This is a genomic window from Leptolyngbya sp. 7M (assembly GCF_018128485.1).
Window position 1 is genome coordinate 3,704,158 of record NZ_CP070897.1, and the last position, 19,547, is coordinate 3,723,704.

General features: G+C 47.0%; 18 protein-coding genes and 1 pseudogene. 9 read left to right on the forward strand and 10 right to left on the reverse strand.

Features of this window, described 5'->3' with window-relative positions:
• Nucleotides 1–97: 97 nt before the first annotated feature.
• The 4 genes from JVX88_RS18640 to JVX88_RS18655 form a co-directional block, all read right to left on the reverse strand.
• Nucleotides 98–391 (reverse strand): PIN domain-containing protein, encoded by a 294-nt coding sequence (locus tag JVX88_RS18640; protein ID WP_225931115.1) that lies wholly within the window; start codon nucleotides 389–391, stop codon nucleotides 98–100.
• Nucleotides 388–663 carry a hypothetical protein gene (locus JVX88_RS18645; protein ID WP_211619682.1) on the reverse strand — a complete coding sequence of 92 codons (276 nt, stop codon included), beginning with the start codon at nucleotides 661–663 and terminating at the stop codon, nucleotides 388–390. The genes JVX88_RS18640 and JVX88_RS18645 overlap by 4 nt, the downstream gene beginning before the upstream one ends.
• Nucleotides 664–772: 109 nt before the next feature.
• Entirely contained in the window at nucleotides 773–1,501 is a 729-nt protein-coding gene (locus JVX88_RS18650) for a hypothetical protein (RefSeq protein ID WP_211619683.1), read from the reverse strand.
• Nucleotides 1,502–1,621: 120 nt separating this feature from the next.
• On the reverse strand, nucleotides 1,622–1,990 hold the full coding sequence (locus tag JVX88_RS18655; protein ID WP_211619684.1) for a hypothetical protein: 369 nt from the start codon (nucleotides 1,988–1,990) through the stop codon (nucleotides 1,622–1,624).
• Between the two features lie 261 nt (nucleotides 1,991–2,251).
• Between JVX88_RS18655 and JVX88_RS18660 the strand changes: the two genes are divergently transcribed.
• Together JVX88_RS18660 and JVX88_RS18665 are read left to right on the forward strand one after the other, a co-directional pair.
• A complete protein-coding gene (locus JVX88_RS18660) occupies nucleotides 2,252–4,696 on the forward strand; it encodes an SDR family oxidoreductase (protein ID WP_211619685.1) in 2,445 nt (814 codons plus the stop codon).
• A gap of 29 nt (nucleotides 4,697–4,725) precedes the next feature.
• The gene (locus JVX88_RS18665; protein WP_211619686.1) at nucleotides 4,726–7,293 is read left to right on the forward strand and encodes a hypothetical protein; all 2,568 of its coding nucleotides are present in this window, start codon (nucleotides 4,726–4,728) and stop codon (nucleotides 7,291–7,293) included.
• Nucleotides 7,294–7,443: 150 nt separating this feature from the next.
• Here JVX88_RS18665 and JVX88_RS18670 read toward each other — a convergent pair whose 3' ends face one another.
• Together JVX88_RS18670 and JVX88_RS18675 are read right to left on the reverse strand one after the other, a co-directional pair.
• Nucleotides 7,444–9,246 (reverse strand): ATP-binding cassette domain-containing protein, encoded by a 1,803-nt coding sequence (locus tag JVX88_RS18670; RefSeq protein ID WP_211619687.1) that lies wholly within the window; start codon nucleotides 9,244–9,246, stop codon nucleotides 7,444–7,446.
• A gap of 21 nt (nucleotides 9,247–9,267) precedes the next feature.
• Nucleotides 9,268–9,990: a sucrase ferredoxin gene (locus JVX88_RS18675; protein WP_211619688.1), complete on the reverse strand. Its 723-nt coding sequence runs from the start codon at nucleotides 9,988–9,990 to the stop codon at nucleotides 9,268–9,270.
• A gap of 165 nt (nucleotides 9,991–10,155) precedes the next feature.
• Here JVX88_RS18675 and JVX88_RS18680 point away from each other — a divergent pair.
• A pseudogene (locus tag JVX88_RS18680) lies at nucleotides 10,156–10,458 on the forward strand (polar amino acid ABC transporter ATP-binding protein); the annotation flags it as partial.
• A 249-nt stretch (nucleotides 10,459–10,707) separates the two neighbouring features.
• On the opposite strand, the gene rfbG reads toward JVX88_RS18680, so the two are convergent.
• The 3 genes from rfbG to JVX88_RS18695 all read right to left on the reverse strand — a co-directional run bounded on the left by rfbG (nucleotide 10,708) and on the right by JVX88_RS18695 (nucleotide 15,256).
• Complete coding sequence (rfbG, locus tag JVX88_RS18685; RefSeq protein ID WP_263975173.1) at nucleotides 10,708–11,877, reverse strand: CDP-glucose 4,6-dehydratase; 1,170 nt, start codon at nucleotides 11,875–11,877, stop codon at nucleotides 10,708–10,710.
• Between the two features lie 719 nt (nucleotides 11,878–12,596).
• The gene (locus JVX88_RS18690; RefSeq protein WP_211619689.1) at nucleotides 12,597–13,190 is read right to left on the reverse strand and encodes a hypothetical protein; all 594 of its coding nucleotides are present in this window, start codon (nucleotides 13,188–13,190) and stop codon (nucleotides 12,597–12,599) included.
• A gap of 53 nt (nucleotides 13,191–13,243) precedes the next feature.
• Nucleotides 13,244–15,256, reverse strand: coding sequence for a S8 family serine peptidase (locus JVX88_RS18695; protein ID WP_211619690.1), 2,013 nt, complete (start codon nucleotides 15,254–15,256; stop codon nucleotides 13,244–13,246).
• A 44-nt stretch (nucleotides 15,257–15,300) separates the two neighbouring features.
• Here JVX88_RS18695 and JVX88_RS18700 point away from each other — a divergent pair, with 44 nt between their 5' ends.
• From JVX88_RS18700 to msrA, 6 genes are all read left to right on the forward strand, one after another.
• On the forward strand, nucleotides 15,301–15,693 hold the full coding sequence (locus tag JVX88_RS18700) for a DUF2268 domain-containing putative Zn-dependent protease (RefSeq protein ID WP_225931116.1): 393 nt from the start codon (nucleotides 15,301–15,303) through the stop codon (nucleotides 15,691–15,693).
• Between the two features lie 54 nt (nucleotides 15,694–15,747).
• Nucleotides 15,748–16,023 carry a hypothetical protein gene (locus tag JVX88_RS18705; RefSeq protein WP_211619692.1) on the forward strand — a complete coding sequence of 92 codons (276 nt, stop codon included), beginning with the start codon at nucleotides 15,748–15,750 and terminating at the stop codon, nucleotides 16,021–16,023.
• Complete coding sequence (locus JVX88_RS18710) at nucleotides 16,020–16,388, forward strand: clan AA aspartic protease (RefSeq protein ID WP_211619693.1); 369 nt, start codon at nucleotides 16,020–16,022, stop codon at nucleotides 16,386–16,388. Before JVX88_RS18705 ends, JVX88_RS18710 begins: the two co-directional genes overlap by 4 nt.
• A 365-nt stretch (nucleotides 16,389–16,753) precedes the next feature.
• A complete protein-coding gene (locus tag JVX88_RS18715; protein ID WP_211619694.1) occupies nucleotides 16,754–17,839 on the forward strand; it encodes an aromatic ring-hydroxylating oxygenase subunit alpha in 1,086 nt (361 codons plus the stop codon).
• Nucleotides 17,840–17,952: 113 nt separating this feature from the next.
• Entirely contained in the window at nucleotides 17,953–18,039 is an 87-nt protein-coding gene (locus tag JVX88_RS18720) for a peptide-methionine (R)-S-oxide reductase (RefSeq protein ID WP_317134661.1), read from the forward strand.
• Nucleotides 18,040–18,153: 114 nt separating this feature from the next.
• The gene (msrA, locus tag JVX88_RS18725) at nucleotides 18,154–18,867 is read left to right on the forward strand and encodes a peptide-methionine (S)-S-oxide reductase MsrA (protein ID WP_211619695.1); all 714 of its coding nucleotides are present in this window, start codon (nucleotides 18,154–18,156) and stop codon (nucleotides 18,865–18,867) included.
• A gap of 154 nt (nucleotides 18,868–19,021) precedes the next feature.
• On the opposite strand, the gene JVX88_RS18730 is transcribed toward msrA, so the two are convergent.
• Complete coding sequence (locus tag JVX88_RS18730; protein ID WP_211619696.1) at nucleotides 19,022–19,498, reverse strand: CRR6 family NdhI maturation factor; 477 nt, start codon at nucleotides 19,496–19,498, stop codon at nucleotides 19,022–19,024.
• Nucleotides 19,499–19,547: the final 49 nt, after the last annotated feature.

The following is a 19,547-nucleotide window of genomic DNA, read 5'->3' on the forward strand; positions in this document are numbered from 1 at the left end:
ACTTAGCTCTAAATGCTTACCGATGCCTTCAGATATCTGTCATAACTGATACCTGAGAGGTCTCCTAAGAAATTAGATTTTCAATAAGCACAAATGCTTATCTAGCAAATCTAATTTCTTTATACTGTTCCAAGATCTGATGCACTCGCACCAAATCCTCGGTTGTCACCGACTCAACTTGAACTGAATCAGGTGTCATGCTAGATACAAAACGACGCATCGCTTGATGCCCTAATCTTGATGCAATCAGATAGCAGACTTCAGGCAAAACAACTACAGGCAGCACCAATGGCTCATTTACGCTTTGAGCGATAGCCAATACTCGCTGATGATTACGATCACCCTGGTCAGTTAACGCAAACAAAAAACTGGTGTCGAGTATTGCTGTCACGCTGGATCGCTTGGCTTAAGATTCCAACCATAAACCGGATCAATTTCGTTACGTAAAATCTCCTCATCTCGTTCTGAGATATCAGGTTGTCCAGAGTTACCTAAACCTGCAACAGTGATTAAAAAGTTGGGAGCGTTATGACTAGAATCTCTCCGTAGAATTGACTTGTAACGAAGATAGTCAAGGAAACTAGCAAGTTCAAACAATACTTCATCGGGAAGATTTCCGACTGCCTCAATCAGCTTTTGTCGCTCTACAGTAGCTCTGTCCATCGCTAATAGTAGGGAATGGGGATTGATCCCATTCTACTCTACTCATCAAAGACTATCGCCCCCCAACTCGTATTTTGAACTTTGATCACTCTAATATAATCACTTCCATTTATTGCAGTGCAATTAAGATTGGAATCGTCCCCTGCCCGTTAGAAAGAGCGCGTAAGGCTTTTCCAATCACTGCACCAAAAGCAGAGGATGGATCAGTTGCTTTCATGGCATGTCCCAATGTAGCAGATGTTGTCAGAAGGTCACCCACTTCAATTGGTGCATAGCTTGCATCCACCTTGCAGTACACTTTGCCAACAAGTGCAAGCGGTTTCCGCTCGATAGTCTCTTCGCGTCTGTCCAAAATGATCGCGGGCTTATAAGTACCAGCACCAGAAACCACCCCTGCAACTCGCTTATCGTAAGGTTTGTTGCTTGGCTGCAACGTCTCGTTATCGCACAGCACCATGACCGTACCCGGTTCAACCATCTGGTGTTCTAACACACAAAAATCTTCGGCAAAATCGGCATTTGGGAGTGTGACATCTCCTTCGACAACAAGGTTGCGTGAGACATACACATTACCAACGAAAAAGCCTGCGTGTCCCTTCTCTCCCTTTTTCTCACCAAAGACTGCCGCAGTACCGCTATCAGGATTGTTATTGTAAGCAGCAAAAGCGGCTGTTTCGGTTGATTTTGTCTCAGCGTGCATACCTTCGTAGGTCTCGCTCACGCCCCAAACACCAACACCACTATTGCTCTTGCCAAGTACTCCAAATCCATTGGATTGGTGTTCACCTGAAACGGCTGCAACTAAGTTGTCTGCCGATGTACCTACTAAGTTTGCCATTCGATTTCTCCTTTGGTATTTTTTCGTTAGCTAGTTTATGGAGTTGAGAGTATTAAACTTCTTCTAAGCACGTTTCCTCGGACTATATTCAGCCCAGCAGGGCATATACGACCATGTTGGTCAGAATCTGAAGAGTGCCTCAAGTTGATCGTATTGCTCACCGTTAAAATCAGTATCCAACGCCTCCCACGTAGCAGAGGCGGTGAGCTGTAGAAACTCTGCTGGGGAGCGAGTCTTCGTCTCCCGCAGAATCGTCAGAATCGCGTTCTCGTCCTCGTCCAGGGTAGGACCGTCCAGCATTTTGTTTATTAGCTTAACCTTATATAGAGCAGGAAGTATCGCAAGAAGACCCTGTGTGGACATGGTATTGACAGCCGCCCTTGCCGCGTTGTCATCAGCGTTGCCCAACAATTGGTCTGCATTGATATTCTCAATGACTGTGACGATCGCCTGTACAGCACCGACGAGATCTTGGAATGTACCCGCCACCCCGGTAAGAGTGGTGGTGATTGACTGGATTGCCTGTTTGGTGCGCCAGGAGAGGTTTACATTGGTGGAGATGGAGTAGCACGAGGTTACCTCAATCGCCCTGATTTAAATAACGAACGGTTTATTGCTGACCCGTTTAGTTCTGAGCCGGGGGCACGTCTCTACAAAACTGGGGATCTAGCTCGCTATCGCCCTGATGGCAACATTGAGTTTATTGGTCGGATTGATCATCAAGTCAAGATTCGTGGTTTTCGAGTCGAGTTGGGAGATATTGAAGCTGCTCTCAGCCAAAATCCCCTTGTAAGAGAGGCTACGGTGATTGCCAGAGAAGATGGATCAGGAAGCAAGCGGTTGATTGCCTACGTAGTTCCTCAGGAGAATGATATCGAGGCAACACAACCTTTGTCTGAACTGAGCAACCAACAGGTTCAACAGTGGCAAACTCTGTGGAATACCATTTACAGCCGATCATCTACGACTCAGGATTGGACCTGCAATACAATTGGTTGGAACAATAGCTATACAGGGTTACCCCTATCTGAAGCGGAAATGCATGAATGGATTAGCAACACGGTTGCTCGAATCCTAGATTTAAAGCCCAACAAAGTATTGGAAATTGGCTGTGGGCTGGGGCTGTTATTATTTCAAATTGCACCTCACTGTTCTTACTACAAAGGCACAGATATTTCCACAACAGCAATTCAGTATCTTGAGCGGCAAATTGCGATGAGTCAGGATCGCTTATCTCATGTAAGTCTGTGTCAAAGAGCTGCGGATGTCGTTTCAGATTCAGAGATAGGAGAATTTGATACCGTTATTCTCAATTCTGTAGTTCAGTATTTTCCAAATATTCAGTACTTGGTGCGTGTTTTAGAAGCAGCAACAAGCATTGTTCAGCCAAAAGGCCGCATTTTTATTGGTGATGTCCGAAGCTTACCCTTGCTAGAAGCGTTTCATGCCTCGGTTCAGCTTTGTCAAGCCTCTCCTACTTTGAGCACAACCGAATTAGAGCAGCGCATCCGCAAACAAATTTCTCAAGATAAAGAATTGGTGATTGATCCGGCGTTCTTCGTGGATCTTAAACAGCATTTACCGCAAATTAATCATGTTCAAATTCAGTTGAAGCGAGGACATTACGCCAATGAGATGACCAAGTTCCGTTATGATGTGGTTCTTCACATTGATTCCGAAATTCGGCCTGCAATTGAATCTCAAAACCTGGATTGGCAGAAGGATCAGTTAACATTGGAGTCTATCAAAGATTTTCTTCAAAATAACTACTTCAATTTACTCAAAATCACTCGTGTTCCTAATCAACGAATTATCTCTGATCTGCGAATAGTAGAGGCATTAGCAGACGTTAAACGGCCTAAAACAGTGGCAGAATTGATCTCACTACTGCAAACTGTAGACCAAACTTGGGGAGTGGATCCTGAAGACTTCTGGAGCTTAAGTCAGTCCCTACCTTACGATGTCCAGATTGGCTGGTTTGATTCAAACAACAGCACCTACGATGTCGTTTTACAACATCGCAACGCCATTGAGGCTCAAAGGTCCTTGCCCGATCTTCTGCCTGCACCCGTGAAGCCAAAACCCTGGAATGCATACGCGAACAATCCTCTACAGGGTAATCAACATAATTTCGTGGCTCAATTGCGAGCCTTTCTAAAGGCTAAACTGCCAGACTATATGGTTCCTTCCGCATTCGTAGTCATGGAGAATTTGCCCCTGACCCCCAACGGAAAAATTGATCGCCGCTCTCTGCCAGAACCGAAGAAGGAACGGCCCGCTTTAGCTGAACCCTATGTTTCGCCTGCGACTGTGCTGGAAAGACAACTGGCCGAAATCTGGTCTCAAATCCTGGGTATTGACCAGATTGGAATTTATGACAATTTCTTTGAACTGGGAGGACATTCTCTATTAGCGGCTCAGTTGATCGCTCGGATCGAACAAATAATTCAAATTGAGCTACCTCTGTTCTACCTCCTGCGAGAACCTACAATCATGGGTTTGGTTAAAGGCATTCGCCTAATCCAAAATCTGGATGCGAGTACGGCAGCACAGGAAGAAACAAGGATTGATTTAGATGCCGATGTAATTTTGGATGCGGCCATTCAGCCCAAGACTCGATTGGTGCCGTTCAATCGAGAGCCAAAGCGGATTTTCTTAACCGGCGCAACTGGCTTTCTGGGAGCATTTCTGCTGCACGAACTTCTGCAACAAACACAGGCAGACATCTACTGCTTGGTGCGGGCCTCTCATCTCGAAGAAGGACGGCAAAGACTGCAGAACAATTTGGCTCGCTATATGTTGAGCAGTGGTGAGCTAAACCCTAGAGTAATTCCGGTCTTGGGCGACTTGTCGCAGCCTTGCCTGGGATTAGCACAAGAGATGTTCCAAGCGTTATCGAATCAGCTAGATCGAATTTATCATGCTGGTGCATTCGTCAATCTGATTTATCCTTACACCGCACTACGGGCTGCTAACGTCTTAGGAACCCAAGAGGTATTGCGACTGGCCAGCCAGAGCCAAGCGATTCCTGTCCATTTCATCTCAACGCTCGATGTATTTCAATCCCCCGCTTACTTTGAGATGGATAGGATCAGAGAAGATCAGCCTCTAGCACACGGACAAGATCTTAATGTCGGTTACGCCCAAACTAAATGGGTTGCTGAGCATCTCGTTAGGGCGGCGCAAAGATACTAGAGCTAATAGCCACTACTGCACCTATCCGTTTGACTGATGGACAATTTCAAGAAACAGCAATAGAGTTTCTTAAGATTGAGAAGAGGGAATTAATCGAGAGTATAAGTGTTTTGGAAAAGGCAGGAGTTTTATTGCGCCGTGGTAATAAACTAAGAATTACTCCTGATGTACTTGCTGACCATATCCTGCATAAAGCTTGTTTGACTGATCAAGGTGATTCTACAGGATATGCACAAGAGATATTTGAAGCGTTCAGAGAGATTTATCCAACACAAGTGCTTCGCAATTTAGCTGAATTAGATTGGCGAGTTCGTTCTAGCAACGATCAAGAAACGAATTTACTTGATACTATTCTGCTAAATCTCAAAGAAGAATTTAAACAATCTTCTAATTTGGATAGATGTAAGCTACTAGATTTAATTAAAGAAATTGCATATTACCAGCCAGAATACGCCTTAGAGATTGTGCAATTTTCAATGCGTCATCCTGCTATAACACCAGAGGATGAAAGCATTTCTGAGCGCTATCGTTTTACCCATTCTAACGTGCTGTCTAAACTACCAGCAATTCTCAGTCGAATTAGCTACACGCTTGAGTATGTGCCCATATGCTGTGATCTCCTTTGGCAGCTTGGAAGGAATGATTCAAGTAGACCATACAACAATCCTCCTGAATCAATAAGGATGCTGATTGAGTTAGCTAAATATAGCACAGATAAGTCAATCAAATTTAATTGGCAAGTTCTTGAGACAGTTGAGCAATGGCTTCAAGAACCTAATGCTCATGACCATATCTATTCTCCTCTAGATATCCTCGATTCATTCCTAGAGAAGGACATTAAACACAATGATTATGATGGCAGAAGTCGTAAAATCAGCACGTTTTTAGTAGATCATAAAATTACTCAAACACTCCGCAGTAAAGCTCTTAAACTTATCGCAGGTTTATTAATCTCAAACAATATCAAGGTTTCTTTGAGAGCATTAGAGAGTCTAGGGAAAGCACTTGAAGAACTACGCGATCGAACTAGTCAACCTCTTGAGGAAGCAAATCAATGGTGGGAACCTGAACAGTTAGAAATTTTAGAAATGATTCATTCATTAGTCACACGTGATGTAGAGCCACTAATCCAGTTGGAAGCCATTAAAAAACTGGATTGGTACGCCCGGTGGAGCAGCTTAAGCACGGTTCAACAGAAAGCACAAAATATCATTGCCTCGATTCCCTGTACTGATAAGTTAAAGTTAACTGGAGCATTAATGAGTAACTATGGGTGGAATCCACAAGTAGATGAATTTCGTCTTGATTGGAGAGAACGCGAACAAGTTATCAATCAGATTAACAAAGATATTTTGGAAAGTTTCTTAAAGAAATATCCATTTCCTCAACAGGGCATTCAAATCCTTAATGAGCGCTTACAAGTAATCACAACAAATAAAGATAATATATCAACTGGCTTTTTAAGCTCACTTGCTGCATTGAATCCAAGCTATTCCATAGAACTGTGTGAGCAAGTTCTAGAAATTGGGGACTGTCCACTTGCGGTACATATTGCTCCAATACTTTACCAAGCAAGAACGTTTGACATTGAACGAGCCATCACAGTATTTCAATGTGCCATTGATAGTGGCATATCTTCCTTCTGTCGATCATTTGCAGAGAGGTACTGGGCATGGGAAAATGACATCGCTCCAGATACTTTTCATAATCTTATTCAAACGCTCCTAACCCATCCTGCTCTCGAAGTTAGAAAATCTGCTATCGAATCTTTAGCTATGTTGATACAAATTCGACCGCAGCTAGCTATCTCTTTAGCACTAAATGTAGAGATTGATGAGAACACAGAGCTTGCGGAGGAGTTATTTAAAGCTCTCAGTAGGAATTCATTGAAGCTTTTAAAGGAAGAGGAGTTGAGAGTACTGCTATGTAAACTGGAGAGAGTTCTTAACTTAAGCAAACATCACATTAGTGAATTCCTCGTTTATGCAGCCAAAAAGATACCGTCCCGTGTACTTCAATTGATATTGAATCGAATCGATGTGAGCATGAAAAAAGATGATATCAACTACGATCCACTTCCCTCAACTTATTATGAGAATTGCCTTCACTATCTATCAGATACTGAAGGGTATGAGGATATGCTAAGGAAGATTCGTGATCTTTGGTTTGACTATCAAGCTCAAATGGAAATGATCTTTCCAGGGATTTGCAAGGATTCAATTCCGAATCAAATATTATTATATTCATTCAAGCTGGAACCACTATATAAAGAACTCTATAAAGAAGCCTCATTTGCTTTTATCGAGGAGCCGAAACTAGATATTAGTCCTATAAGTCTGAGAGTGCTGAATGAATGGATCAATTCTGAAGATGCAGAGAAAATTAGAGCCGCTAGTAGATTGATAAGAGAATTTCATGCTGGGTTCATTTTTGGTCATTTGGAGTTTGTCTCAAACTTGCTGGAACAAGCTTACAAGGCTGGAGATGAATGTTACGAAGCAGTGAGTAGCAATTTATTCGGTATTGCCGCTTCTGGAGTAAAAATGGGCATACCAGGACAACCATTTCCTGAAGATGTTAGATTGCGCGATCTGTAATAGATGAAACTTAATCTGACAGAAGGGAGTTAGCGGACACTGACAAAGGCCGCCCGCGCAGGGTTTTGGGTTTTATGTTTAATTATGCTCACCTACTTAGTAGAGAGGCAATCGCCCATCCCTTCATCATTCAACGCCTCGTAAACCCGATCATTGATGTTCTATAGAAACAATAGTGCCGTTCTCCAGCACAATCACCTGATCGGCAGCTTGCAAGAGGGCAGGTCTGTGGGAGACAACCAGACATGTTGGGGTCCAACCCTGTGAACCACGAGATTGACGTAGCTCCAGCAGATGGGACCAGAGACGACGTTCAGTTTCCACATCCAACGCACTAGAGAGGTCGTCAAATACCAGTAATTCAGGCTGATGTAGGAACATACGAGCCGCCGCTACCCGCTGGATTTGCCCTCCCGAAAGCCGCACTCCCCGCGTTCCCACCTCGGTGTTTAATCCCTCTGGCATGGCTACAATATCCTGGACTAAAATTGACCGGCTAATCGCTTGGACTAGTTCTTGATTAGAACGGTCCAATCCTAATTGCAGGTTTTCTTGCAGCGTGGTGCTGAATAAAGTCGGCACTTGTGGAGTGTAGGCACTGCGAGGTGGAATGAAGAAACTAGCAGGCTGTTGAATCAAGCGCTCATTCCAATAGATTTCACCGGCCTGATGGGGCAATAAACCTAATAGAGTTCGTAGTAGAGTAGTTTTGCCAGAACCGATGCGTCCTGTAATGACCGTGAGATTACCGCGCTGAACCTGAAAGCTAATATCAGAGATACCGCAATTTGTATCAGGATATCGATAGGTTAAACCAACAGTAGATAATGTGTTTAGGCTATCCTCAGCGTGACGGATGGTTGATTCAATAGCGGGCAAGGGAGAGGCTTGATTTCTCAGATTTGGAATATACAGCGGTGCATGAACAACCAGAGATGATGGTGCGCTTTCAGCAGGCAATGGTTCGGCATCTTGCAGCAAGTCTGTCATCCGGTCGAATGAGACTTCAGTTTGCTTTGAGAGGCTCAAAAAACCACCCAAAAACCAGAAAAAATCGGTTACAAAAGCAAGGTAGTAGACAAATAAAGCAAAATCTCCAACACTGAGCGCTTGGGCAGGACGCATGGTTTGGGAGGCTAGCAGCAGGATCAGTCCCGTCCCCAGGTTGACCATATTTTGCAAAATAGACTCCAGAATAGCAAGGAAAACCTGATCGCGGATAATTGCCTGCTGCCGCTGTTGACTGACCTGCCGAAATCGCTCCAGCACAGGAGATTCTGCACCTGCCACCTGAATTGCCTGCACCGCCGCAAAGATTTCGCCTATTAGCCCTGTCACCTGCTGGGTGGCCTGACGACTGGCACGACGATAACGCTTAATCCGAGTTTCGGCCTGCTGAACAATGGCGGCAATCGCAACCAAAGGGAAAAATACAAAAATCGTCAAATAGATATTAACACTGAGAAGAATAATCAAGGATACAGCAGCAAACACCCCTGCTCCTAAAATTTCGTTTGTGCCGACCACATTATCTTCAATCTGAGCGACATCTTCGCGAAAATAACTCAGCACTTCCCCAGAAGATAGTTTTTTTTCGCCGGCAACTAACGGCAAAGCACCTGGACGGCGCAAAATACCAGCTAAGAGATTTCGTTGGAGCAGCCCACTGATGGTAAACCGATGTTGAGTTTTGGTAATTCGCCCCATGAAGATGGCAACAATCCGAGCGGCTCCGGTAGCCAGCAACAGCACAATCAGGGTTGCAGATGAGAAATTAGCAGATGACGAATCAGTGAGGCGATTAAAAAACTCTCGAATGATCAGTCCAGGTACAGCAGGCAGCCCCATAATAAACATCCACAGCAAGCTGTCAAGCAAATACAGCCGAGGGGCATACAACAGCAGTTGATAGAGGAGATGCCAGATAGAGATTTGATTCACAGGGCCATTCATAAATTCATTTTTATATGTCCTTTAGTCAATGCTGATCAGCTGCATTTTCTCTGTTGCAGCAGTTTGCATTGGAAACAGATCTCTTACCACATATGGAGTTACTTCAGCTGCGTTCTCACTGTTGCATGAACTCTTTAGGTACACGGTCTGCTCAACGTCAGCGACGATCTCGGCTCGATAGGTTTGCTGTTCACCGGTAGCGGTTTGATAGGATAATTCAACTCGGTTAAAGGTTTCATCTTCGTTATGTTCTAACACTTGCGCAATAACCTTGCAGTTGAACCAATCCCAGCCGTGCTTCAGCAGCAGTTCCTTTTCAATCACCTGAGCTGCCCAGGGCAATAGCCCCCAGCCTCGATAAACGGCACTTAAAGCTTGAATATTGTCAGTCTGGGTCAAAATTGCTTTTAGAGACGACTGATCGAGATAGCCATAATATCGAGCGGTTGGAAAGTCGATTGCCGTCGGGGCCATGCGATGTCCGCCGATATGGCTAGCTTGCCAGACGCGAACCTGCTCCAGAGAGTATTCATCCACGATTTGCAGCGCCTGATGATAAATCAGGTTACCAAACCGAGCGCAACACCGATCGCGGCTGCCATGGGTGCAAATCAAGATATCCCTGGTTGTCTGTTCAATTGGAGATTCGGTCAGCGGTGCCCCCATCAAGTATTGTTGCACTAGGGGCGCTACGGCTTGAGTATCCGCCAGGTGAAATTCTTGCTTGCTGTAGGCGTTAGCCAATCCACAACATAGATGCGGGCAGCTATACTCAAGGCTCGTGAGGCCGACAAGCGGGCAATGCCAATCAGCGACCCCAGAATCATACCTAGAAATACGGTGACTGCCGTGAGTTGTAGCGTAACCAGGAATCTTTGGGCATGGCGATGCCGTAATACTCAACAGTGAGTCGCGATTGCCCGTTCGCTGTGTATGCGTCCCACAATTATGCTGTTTGATGAGCCAACTAGCGCCCTTGACCCAGAACTGGTGGGCGAGGTTTTGGCGGTGATGCAGCAGCTCGCCGAAGAAGGCATGACGATGGTTGTTGTTACCCATGAAATGCAGTTTGCCCGTGAGGTCGCCAATCGGGTTTTGTTTCTGAATCAGGGACAGGTCGAAGAAGAAGGGCCAGCGCGAGAAGTCCTGACCCATCCCCAGAGTGAGCGGCTGCGCGTCTTTTTGAGCCGGATGAGTTTCGCGAAAGTTTAGGGTGAAAAGATTTCGTCGTTTGGCTGCTCCCTTCCCCATAGTGGGAGACTTGAACAGCGATTAGTTTGGGAAAGCCCCCGAATGGAGGATGTAGGGGGGACTTTCAAACAGGTTCTAAACTCCAGTTAAGACGTTTCTAAGTAGGTGAGCATAATTAAACATAAAACCCAAAACCCTGTGCCGGCAGCTGCGCGGGCGGCACAGGGTTTTGAATCTGGTTTTTAATTATGCCGAGGTGGCAACGCTAGCTTACTCGTATAGTAAGACCGGATCTGAGATCGCGATCGAACTGTTGGAATTAGAACGGGCAAAATTTAGTGTGCTCCCCTGTGAGGCAGCGGATAAACCGTAGACCATAAAGCGGTTTATTTGTGATTCAGTAAATTGGCGCATGTCTACCCCGGCCTGAAATGCCTTGGTCCATTCCACAATCCATGAGAGGGTAGCATCTAAATCTAGCTTGGGATGCCAGTCTAGTTTAGCCTTAGCCTTTGAGCAATCCAGCTTCAGGTAAGTGTTTTCGTGAACATGGGTAGAAGCGCTATCTTTTTCCCAATACAGTCCTTCACCCCAAAGTGAGTAAAGCCGATCAGCAATCCAACCCACGGTTTCGACATTAGCTTGATCCGGTCCAAAATTCCAACTGTCAGCAAATGCAATGCCATCGTTGTACAAGCGTTCGGCCAACATTAAGTAACCATTCAATGGCTCCAGAACATGTTGCCAAGGACGGGTAGCATAGGGGTTGCGAATATGTGCTGGTTCTCTCCGTAGAATCGATTTGAGAATGTCTGGAACAAGCCGATCTTCAGCCCAATCTCCGCCTCCAATAACGTTGCCAGCACGGGTCGTAGCAATGGCCACGCCATGATTCAAATAATCAGAAGGATTGAAGAAAGAATTCCGGTACGTTGCAACCACTAATTCAGCACAAGCCTTACTGCTACTGTAAGGATCATATCCACCCAATCGATCGTCTTCCCGATATCCCCATACCCATTCACGGTTTTCATAGCATTTGTCGGAGGTAATATCTACAACTGCCCGCACACTGTCTGTGTAGCGAATTGCCTCCATGACATTCGCAGTTCCGATTACGTTGGTCGAGAGTGTCTCTAGGGGAAAGGCATAAGAGCGACGGACTAGAGGCTGAGCTGCCATGTGAATCACAATTTCAGGCTGAAAGTCACTCATGATTTGCTTCAGAAATTCTAAGTTTCTGATATCGCCTGTGACAGACTGCATGCCTTGATTGACTTGCGCTAGGTCAAATAGGTTGGGCTGGGTAGGGGGCTGCAAAGAGAACCCAAGCACCTCAGAACCCAGGAGTTGCAACCATAGTGAAAGCCAGCTGCCCTTAAATCCTGTGTGTCCAGTTACAAAGACTCGTTTGCCATGCCAAAAGTTGGGAGTAATCATTCATTGCTCCTTGTCAATACATCAGGTTACTTAGTACCTATCCGGAGTCCTCCGACAGAGTTTTGGAATTCCAAAACTCTGACCAGCTTACTGACCTGTCGTCAGGGAAATCGGATAGGCGCTTAAAAGATCAAAAGTTCGAAACGGACTCAAATCCGCACATCGAAAGAATATCTGGGCGCTCTGAACAAATGCTTTGCTAAGTAAAGAACATCTAACAGATTAGTCGATGGTATTATTTGAGATCGCTTTGCCAATAGAGAAAATCGGCTCCAGTGGGGGACTTGAAGCGGCTTCCGGTTTAGGTGAATGAACTATCTATTGTCAAAACAGGATGGCTCTCAACATTTGCGGAATTATGAGTAATAGCTATTTCCAGTAGAGGTACATCGGCAACACTCTAGATCTACGGAATTGGATTGTTATTTACTTGGCTCTCAAATATTTGGCTCTCGTTTTTCAAGATTCCCGACTATGTCCCTAGAATTAATACTGAGCAGTAGAATTAATACCGAGCAGTATTGCTGGTGCTAAAGACAAGGTGAATCGCATACCCAACCATCAAGTTGCCGTAGGCTAAAACTAGCCTAGATTGGTGAATGAGCATTACGATGTTTCAAGTTTGTCATACTTTTTTAATGTGTTGCCAGTGGGTTTGCACCTAAAGGCCAGAATTCGCTCAGACTTTACAAAGGTGACACTCTGCCTTTATTTCAACTTCAATTTTTCAGATTGATGCAGTCGCTTGCAAATTGGCGGATTAGAAGGTCTGCCTGAGCCAATGCGGTTTGCATAAGCTCTTCCGGCCTTGCATACTTTACTTCCCAACTGCACTGCTGGACCGGGAACGGAAAATCCGTCTGGAACAGCAATTCCGTGCACTTGAGCCTCGGGACCAAGCCGCCGACCGCGTAAATCCCGAAGAAGCGTTCTGCGTTCTCGCCGTCGGACATTATCAGGTTGATCGGCGTTTCTGAATACCTTGCCTTCAGAGCAAACGCCCGAAGCGAGCGGTCCGAACGAGCCTCGACCAAGGTCGTGTGGCCGATCAATGCAACGCCCTCAAGTTCTCCGTCCTCGCGGAAGTAACCATAGAACTTTCCCCGGTTCAATGGATTGACGATCCCATTGTCCTGGATGAAGCTGCTCATTACGACGGTGTGAACCGGACGCCTGCCAAGGAATTGCATTACGCTGTCCGTATCCTCGTTGCCAAGTTCTCCAAGTTGTGAAAGATCATTAGCCCCAATGGCTGCTGTTTCTACCGCGTTATCACGATATTTATGCCTTGCGTCAATATATACGTCGAACATAACAGCGATCCTCCTATTATTGATGGTTAAGCTTTCTGTTGATTAATGATGAGCTACTGCATTCGCGATGTTCGGTCTCCTATTAGGACACCGTCGCCGATGAGTACCCCATCACCGATGAGCACACCATCACCAATTAGGACGCCGTCGCCGATCAAGACGCCATCGCCTATGAGAACACCGTCACCGATCAACACACCTGAAGGCATAAGTACGGTGCCGCTTCCGTTCGCCCCGCCGTTGCTGATCATCACGTTCGAATGAAGCGTCAGCCCTCCGGAATGGAACGATGTTGTATTCAGGCTGAGTACGCCGGCTAGATTTGAGATCCCGCTGCCGGAGTGATATTCCGGCCGATACGTAACCTGAAAGTTTGATATCAACGACGAACCCGTTATGAATGCATGGTTCGCCGTTATCATCTGCGACCACGCAAAATTGGTTCCTTCTATATTGGAAGAAGTTGTAGGCATTGACCATCCGCTGACCACCACAGAAGCTCCGCGGCTGACGCCGGTCGCATAGTTGAGGTCTGTACGGAATGAACGAACTAGCCGAAGAGCACCTTCCAGATTCATCTGGCCGGCACCCTGTTCGAGCATATCTGCACCGGGTATCGGCTGAGCGGTATATTGCAAGATAGTTCTTATCATTCCCGGCGTCAGGTTCGGGTTCGCCTGAAGCAGCAATGCCGCTGCACCTGCAACGAGCGGCGATGACATCGAAGTGCCGCTCTGGTACATCAATGCGTCCGCGTTTGTCTCGCCCGCAGCTAGCGCAACATCAAGTTCGGGCGCCGCGGCAGAGCGCACATTCTGTGGGGCACGATACGAAATAAGCTGATTTCCGGGGGCAACCAGGTCAGGTTTCATCACGTTGTCAAAAACACGAACACCAAGCGAGTTCGTATAGAAACTGCGTGTCGGGCCACGTGAGCTGTATGTCGTGATCCGGTCATCGCTTCGATCACCAGTACCGAACGTGTTGGTCGCACCAACCGTTATCACCCAAGGGCTGTTGCCGGGCGAATGGATCGTGCCATAGAGCTTCCCGCCCTGCGGAGCTCGTCCAAGATTGCCGGCAGCCGCAACAACGACGATGCCATTGTTCACAAGCTCTTTTACTTTTAGCCCGATCGGGTCATTCGTATATGTATCTACGGCGACCGTCCCAAGACTGAGGTTGACGACACGGATATTGTGCTGTGTCCTGTTCTGGAGTATCCAGTTTAACCCGTTCAGCAGCCACGACGTCTGACCGAGCCCGGAATTGTTTAGCACCTTTACGCTGATGATGTTCGCGTCCGGCGCGATCCCGCGGTAGGCCCCGTTGTTCTTCGCCGAGTTACCGACAGCAAGTCCGGCAACGTGTGTGCCGTGGCCGTAAACGTCGCCCAGTCCATCGCCCGTTAAGTCAACATTTGCCTTGACGCGCGATTGGCCAGATGAATTTAACCATCCGACGTGGTCCGCATAAATTCCGGAATCAACGATGGCGATGCCGACGCCCGTTCCCTTAAGGTTCATCGTCTGCCCGGCGATCTGCTGGATGCGGCCAAGCGAAGCACCTGTTGTTTCCTCGATATGTCCCGAGCGTGAAAGCGGACGATCTGGTGAAACATAATTGACCATGCCGCTGGTGGAAAGGGAGTGCAGTGACGAGATCGGAAGATCCAATACAAGCACATTCGAATCGCCGATCCGGTCGCGAACGATGATCCCCTCTCGGTCAAGCAGCGAGCGAAGAGCCGGAGAATCTGCATCCTTTGCCTGCATTATGGCATCGATCCGTGTATTTCCTGCCGGGTCTCGGGAGAGCATTTCGCGAAGATCGGGGGATACGTTGTCGCCTCGAAATCCTTCCGCTTCATCGCGCTGCTCGTCCGCGAGACCCGAGTTTGCGACGCTGACACCGCCGATATTGATCGGCTCAAAAAGCGTCGCGAGATCTTTGTGGGAGGAAATTTTTTCGTCGTAAGCTGTAGAAGAACTGCCGCCGACGAGCTTAAACTTACCTGCGGTGATATCGCCGATCAGAACTGAACGCAGCGACGCGATCGAAAGCACCTCCGCGATCTCGTTGACGAATACTATGCTCTTGCGGCCACAGTTTGGAGAACGAATTTTTCACGACCTTAGGACATGAGTTGCACCACTGTATGAGATGGCGTACTGTGGGTTATGGCAACACTCTGCTTGAAGCGCTAGTTTCTGAAGGGCTAGCTTGCCACTTTGAAACAGAGTTACGCCCCGGTGTCATTCCCTTCTATGCTGCTGCATTAGAGAAAGCAGAAATCCCCGATTTCTTCGCCAAAGCAATTCCAAGTCTTTCGGACACCAACTATAATCATGCTGCCTGGTTTCTAGGTCAAAGCGATGACATACCGCTTCATACAGGTTATACCCTGGGTTTTGAATTGGTGAGCAAATATCTGCGTCAGCAAGACAAATCAGCATCGCGACTTTACGATGAATCTGCCGAGTACTTTCGATGTTTGGCTTGATATCCATTACTCAGGATAAAATGGAGGGGGAACGTCAAAACCGAGGGTAACGCCATGACAATTCGCCAACGACGTTATAGCAAAGAAGAAATAGCTCGGCGTGGGCAAGAACTCTATGAATCAGGCATTCGGCAGCAAGTCGAAGCTGGAAACGAGGGCAAAATTGTGGCGATCGATATCGAAACCGGAGAGTTTGAGGTCGATAAAAATGTTGTGCCCGCAACTAACCGACTGTTTGGGCGACACCCCGGTGCTCAACCCTGGGTGATTCGGATTGGACACCGCGCCGTCGATCATTTTGGAGCGCGAAGTCTGAAGAAAAATTCATGATGCAAGGAGTTGTAAATTTACGGTGTGAAGCAACGCTGTCTGTTGTTGTAGGTAACTCGAATCAGCAACTACAAGCAATCGAAACAGTGATTGATACAGGATTCACTGGGTTTCTGTCTTTACCCTCTGCAATCATTGCCACTCTGAATTTACCTTGGAGCGCGTCTGATATTGTTACATTGGGAGACGGAAGCGAAACTCTGTTTGATTTGTACACTGCGATTGTGATTTGGGATGGGCAGTACCGCGACATTTATATCGCAGAATCAGAAACAGAACCTCTGCTCGGAATGGTAATGCTCTATGGTTATCGGTTGCAGGTTGATGCTGTTGAGGGCGGCATCGTCAAAATCGAAGCCTTATGATACCCACTGAAAGCGAGCGGTGGGGCATGGTCTAACAACACAGTGGAGCGGACGCTACAAAGTTTTTGGCTTCGTTTCAGGGTTGTCTGCCGCCGCTCACTTTAGCCGTTAGCCCGTCTCTTCACCAGCTTTAGCTACTAGTTTCACTCTTTTTAGTTTTACCTTTTGCAACATAATGTTTCTTTTTAAGTGCAAGCGTTTCATCTCCAAAACAGTTTCCTGTAGCGTCGTCCTTCACGAACATGGCATGGATTGCATGGCAACTAGGCAATTAGTTCGTCTAGCTTAGAGCAGATGCATTTTTTCGAGTTGAGGGTGTATATTGGCTACTGTGTACTCGCCATTGGCGGTTTGGAAGACTGAGCATGCAGCAAATCACACCTCCCCCTGCAACAGAAATAGCTTTAGGGGATGTTCGTTCCCTGGAAATCAATCCCCACTGCTGGTATGTGGTTGCTCGCAGTGCAGAGGTTAACACTCAACCCTACGGCATTACGCTGTGGCAGCAGCCTATCGTGCTGTTCCGGGATCGCAATGGTCAAGTGCAGGCTGTAGAGGACCGCTGCCCGCATCGGCAGGTAAAACTGAGTCATGGCAAGGTGATTGGCGACCGATTGGAGTGCGCCTATCATGGCTGGTGTTTTGATGGTACAGGTCGCTGTGTGGCGGTCCCCTATTTGACTCAGCAGCAAAAGTTGCCCAACTGTCAGTTGCGGTCCTATCCTGTCAAAGAACAGGATGGGTTTATTTGGTTGTTCCCTGGCGACGCGGCACAAGCGCAACGGGTGCCGCTCTTAGGCGTACCAGAATGGGACCATTTGAATTACATTGCCACCGTCTCGGTGATTGAATCTGAAGCGCACTACTCGTTTTTAATCGAAAATTTAATGGACATGTACCACGGCCATCTGCATGAAGAACATCAGGCATGGGCCAATCCAGTCCTGCAAGATTTGTCTGAAACTGATAATCGAGTAGATGCCTATTATCAGGCGCAAAGCTATTACCGGATTGATCACATTTGGTCGATTGCTCAGCTCTTTTTCCCGGCCCTGCGGCAACTCCATCCCGAACCGCTGCATGTTAGCTATGCCTATCCCCACTGGATGGCAACGCTCGGGCAGGACTTCAAGATTTATTGTCTGGTATGTCCCGTCCATGCCACCGCGACACGCGCCTACCTGGTGCATTTCACTTCGCTGAATGCCTTCGATAACCTGCACCGGATGCCAATTGCCTTTCGGCGATTCCTTAAAAATCGCCTGTTTGGCTCGGCTCAACGCATGTTAGATGGCTTGGTAAAACAGGATGTGCAGATGATCGAAGAAGAGCAGCAGGCGTATTTGAACAACCCCCATCAGCGTAACTACGAACTGAATCGAGCGATTCCTGCTGTACAGCGTTTGATACGTCACCAAGTAGCCAAAGCTTACGAAATCACAACGGAATAGAGAACAGTGCAAAATCAGCTAGCAAGATAAATTAGGAATTGAGGCGATGCTAGTAAATGCCATACGGCTCGGAGTAGGAAGTTTGATTGGAACACTAATTGTGTTGTGGGCATTTGGGACATGTATTTGATGATGGTCCCGCACCCACTGGAAAACGCTACTGTATAAACGGCGTTGCTCTTAAATTTGTTGCTCAATAATTTGTTGTCTAATAATTTGTTGCTCAAGCGTCAACGCTGTTGTTATTAAGCTCTCTAAAAATCTGGAATTCATTGACTATCACGATTGATAAACTGCTGGAGAACTTCAAACCTATGTCATTGCATATTGCTGTTTCCAATTCCTTTGTGCGTCGCTTTTCGGTTCTGCCGCTGACTGCTGCGGCTCTAATCTATGGTGCAAGCCATTTGGGTGTTGCGGCTGATGTAGCAACTACAGCAACGTTTCCTAACCCTGTTACAGATATAGCAACTGCTGCAACGACGGAAGAACAGACGGCAGTTTTTGCAGGCGGGTGCTTCTGGGGGATGGAAGGCGTTTTTGAGCATCTTAAAGGTGTGTCTGAGGTCATCACCGGCTATGCTGGCGGCAGTGCGGCGTCTGCACGTTATCAGGAGGTGAGTGCTGGTACAACTGCCCATGCAGAAGCGGTGAAAATCACCTATGACCCATCGCAAATCACCTATGGTCAGCTTCTCAAGGTTTACTTTGCGGTGGCGCATGATCCAACCCAATTGAATCGACAGGGACCAGACACAGGACCCCAGTATCGCTCCGCCATCTTCTTTGCGAACGATGAGCAGAAGCAAGTTGCCCAAGCCTATATCGACCAACTCAATCAGGCTGGTGTTTTCAATCGCCCGATTGTAACTCAGCTCAGTCCCTTAGACTTAGACCGATTTTATGCGGCTGAAGACTACCATCAGGATTTCATTAAGCGTAATCCCCGCAATCCCTATGTGATCCTGCATGACTTGCCTCAAATCGTTCGGCTTCAGGAACAGTTTCCTGAACTGTATCAGGAATAAGGAATTGTTGAGATAACGCAGTGGGCGAGATTGTTTCAGAGACCTGAAAGCTGAGTCAATTCATTCTCATTGCTGGATTATTTGCTGGATTATAGGGTATCGCTGATCTTGCCATCGCCCAGCTCAAATGCATTACCCTTACGATCTATGCTGCTTAAATGTTCAGCAGATCGAAAAAGCCGTAATCCAGTGCATAGCTCAGCATTTGCGCCATAAATGTGAGTTTGGTGCGGCTGGAAATGCCCTGTTCCTGCATCCAGTTCGCCAATACAAAGATTTTTTGCATTAAGAAGATTTCCAATGCTTCTGGATTGAATTCAATACCACCGGAACCGAACTGATGGGGCACCAGCATGGCGGTGTAACGGCCCAACTCCTGCGCTTCCCAATCCAGCAAAAAGGGCAGCCAGGGATAGTTGGCATCTAGGCGCACAAACCAGAGCCGCACTTCCGGAATTTCAGATAGCTCACGCGGGTCCTCCGGCTCTTGAGGAAAGTCGATCACAAAGCGAATTTCTTGCTCGTGGTTGGCAACGGAGCCATCTTTGATCCAGGGTTCAATCACCGCTTGGGCCGGAGCAAGATCAAGCGTATTGATTGCGTCTGCATTGAGCGTAATTGTCGTGGTCATTGGCTGGAGTAAGTGCACGCCTTTTTTATTCTCTGACAATTGGGTTCTT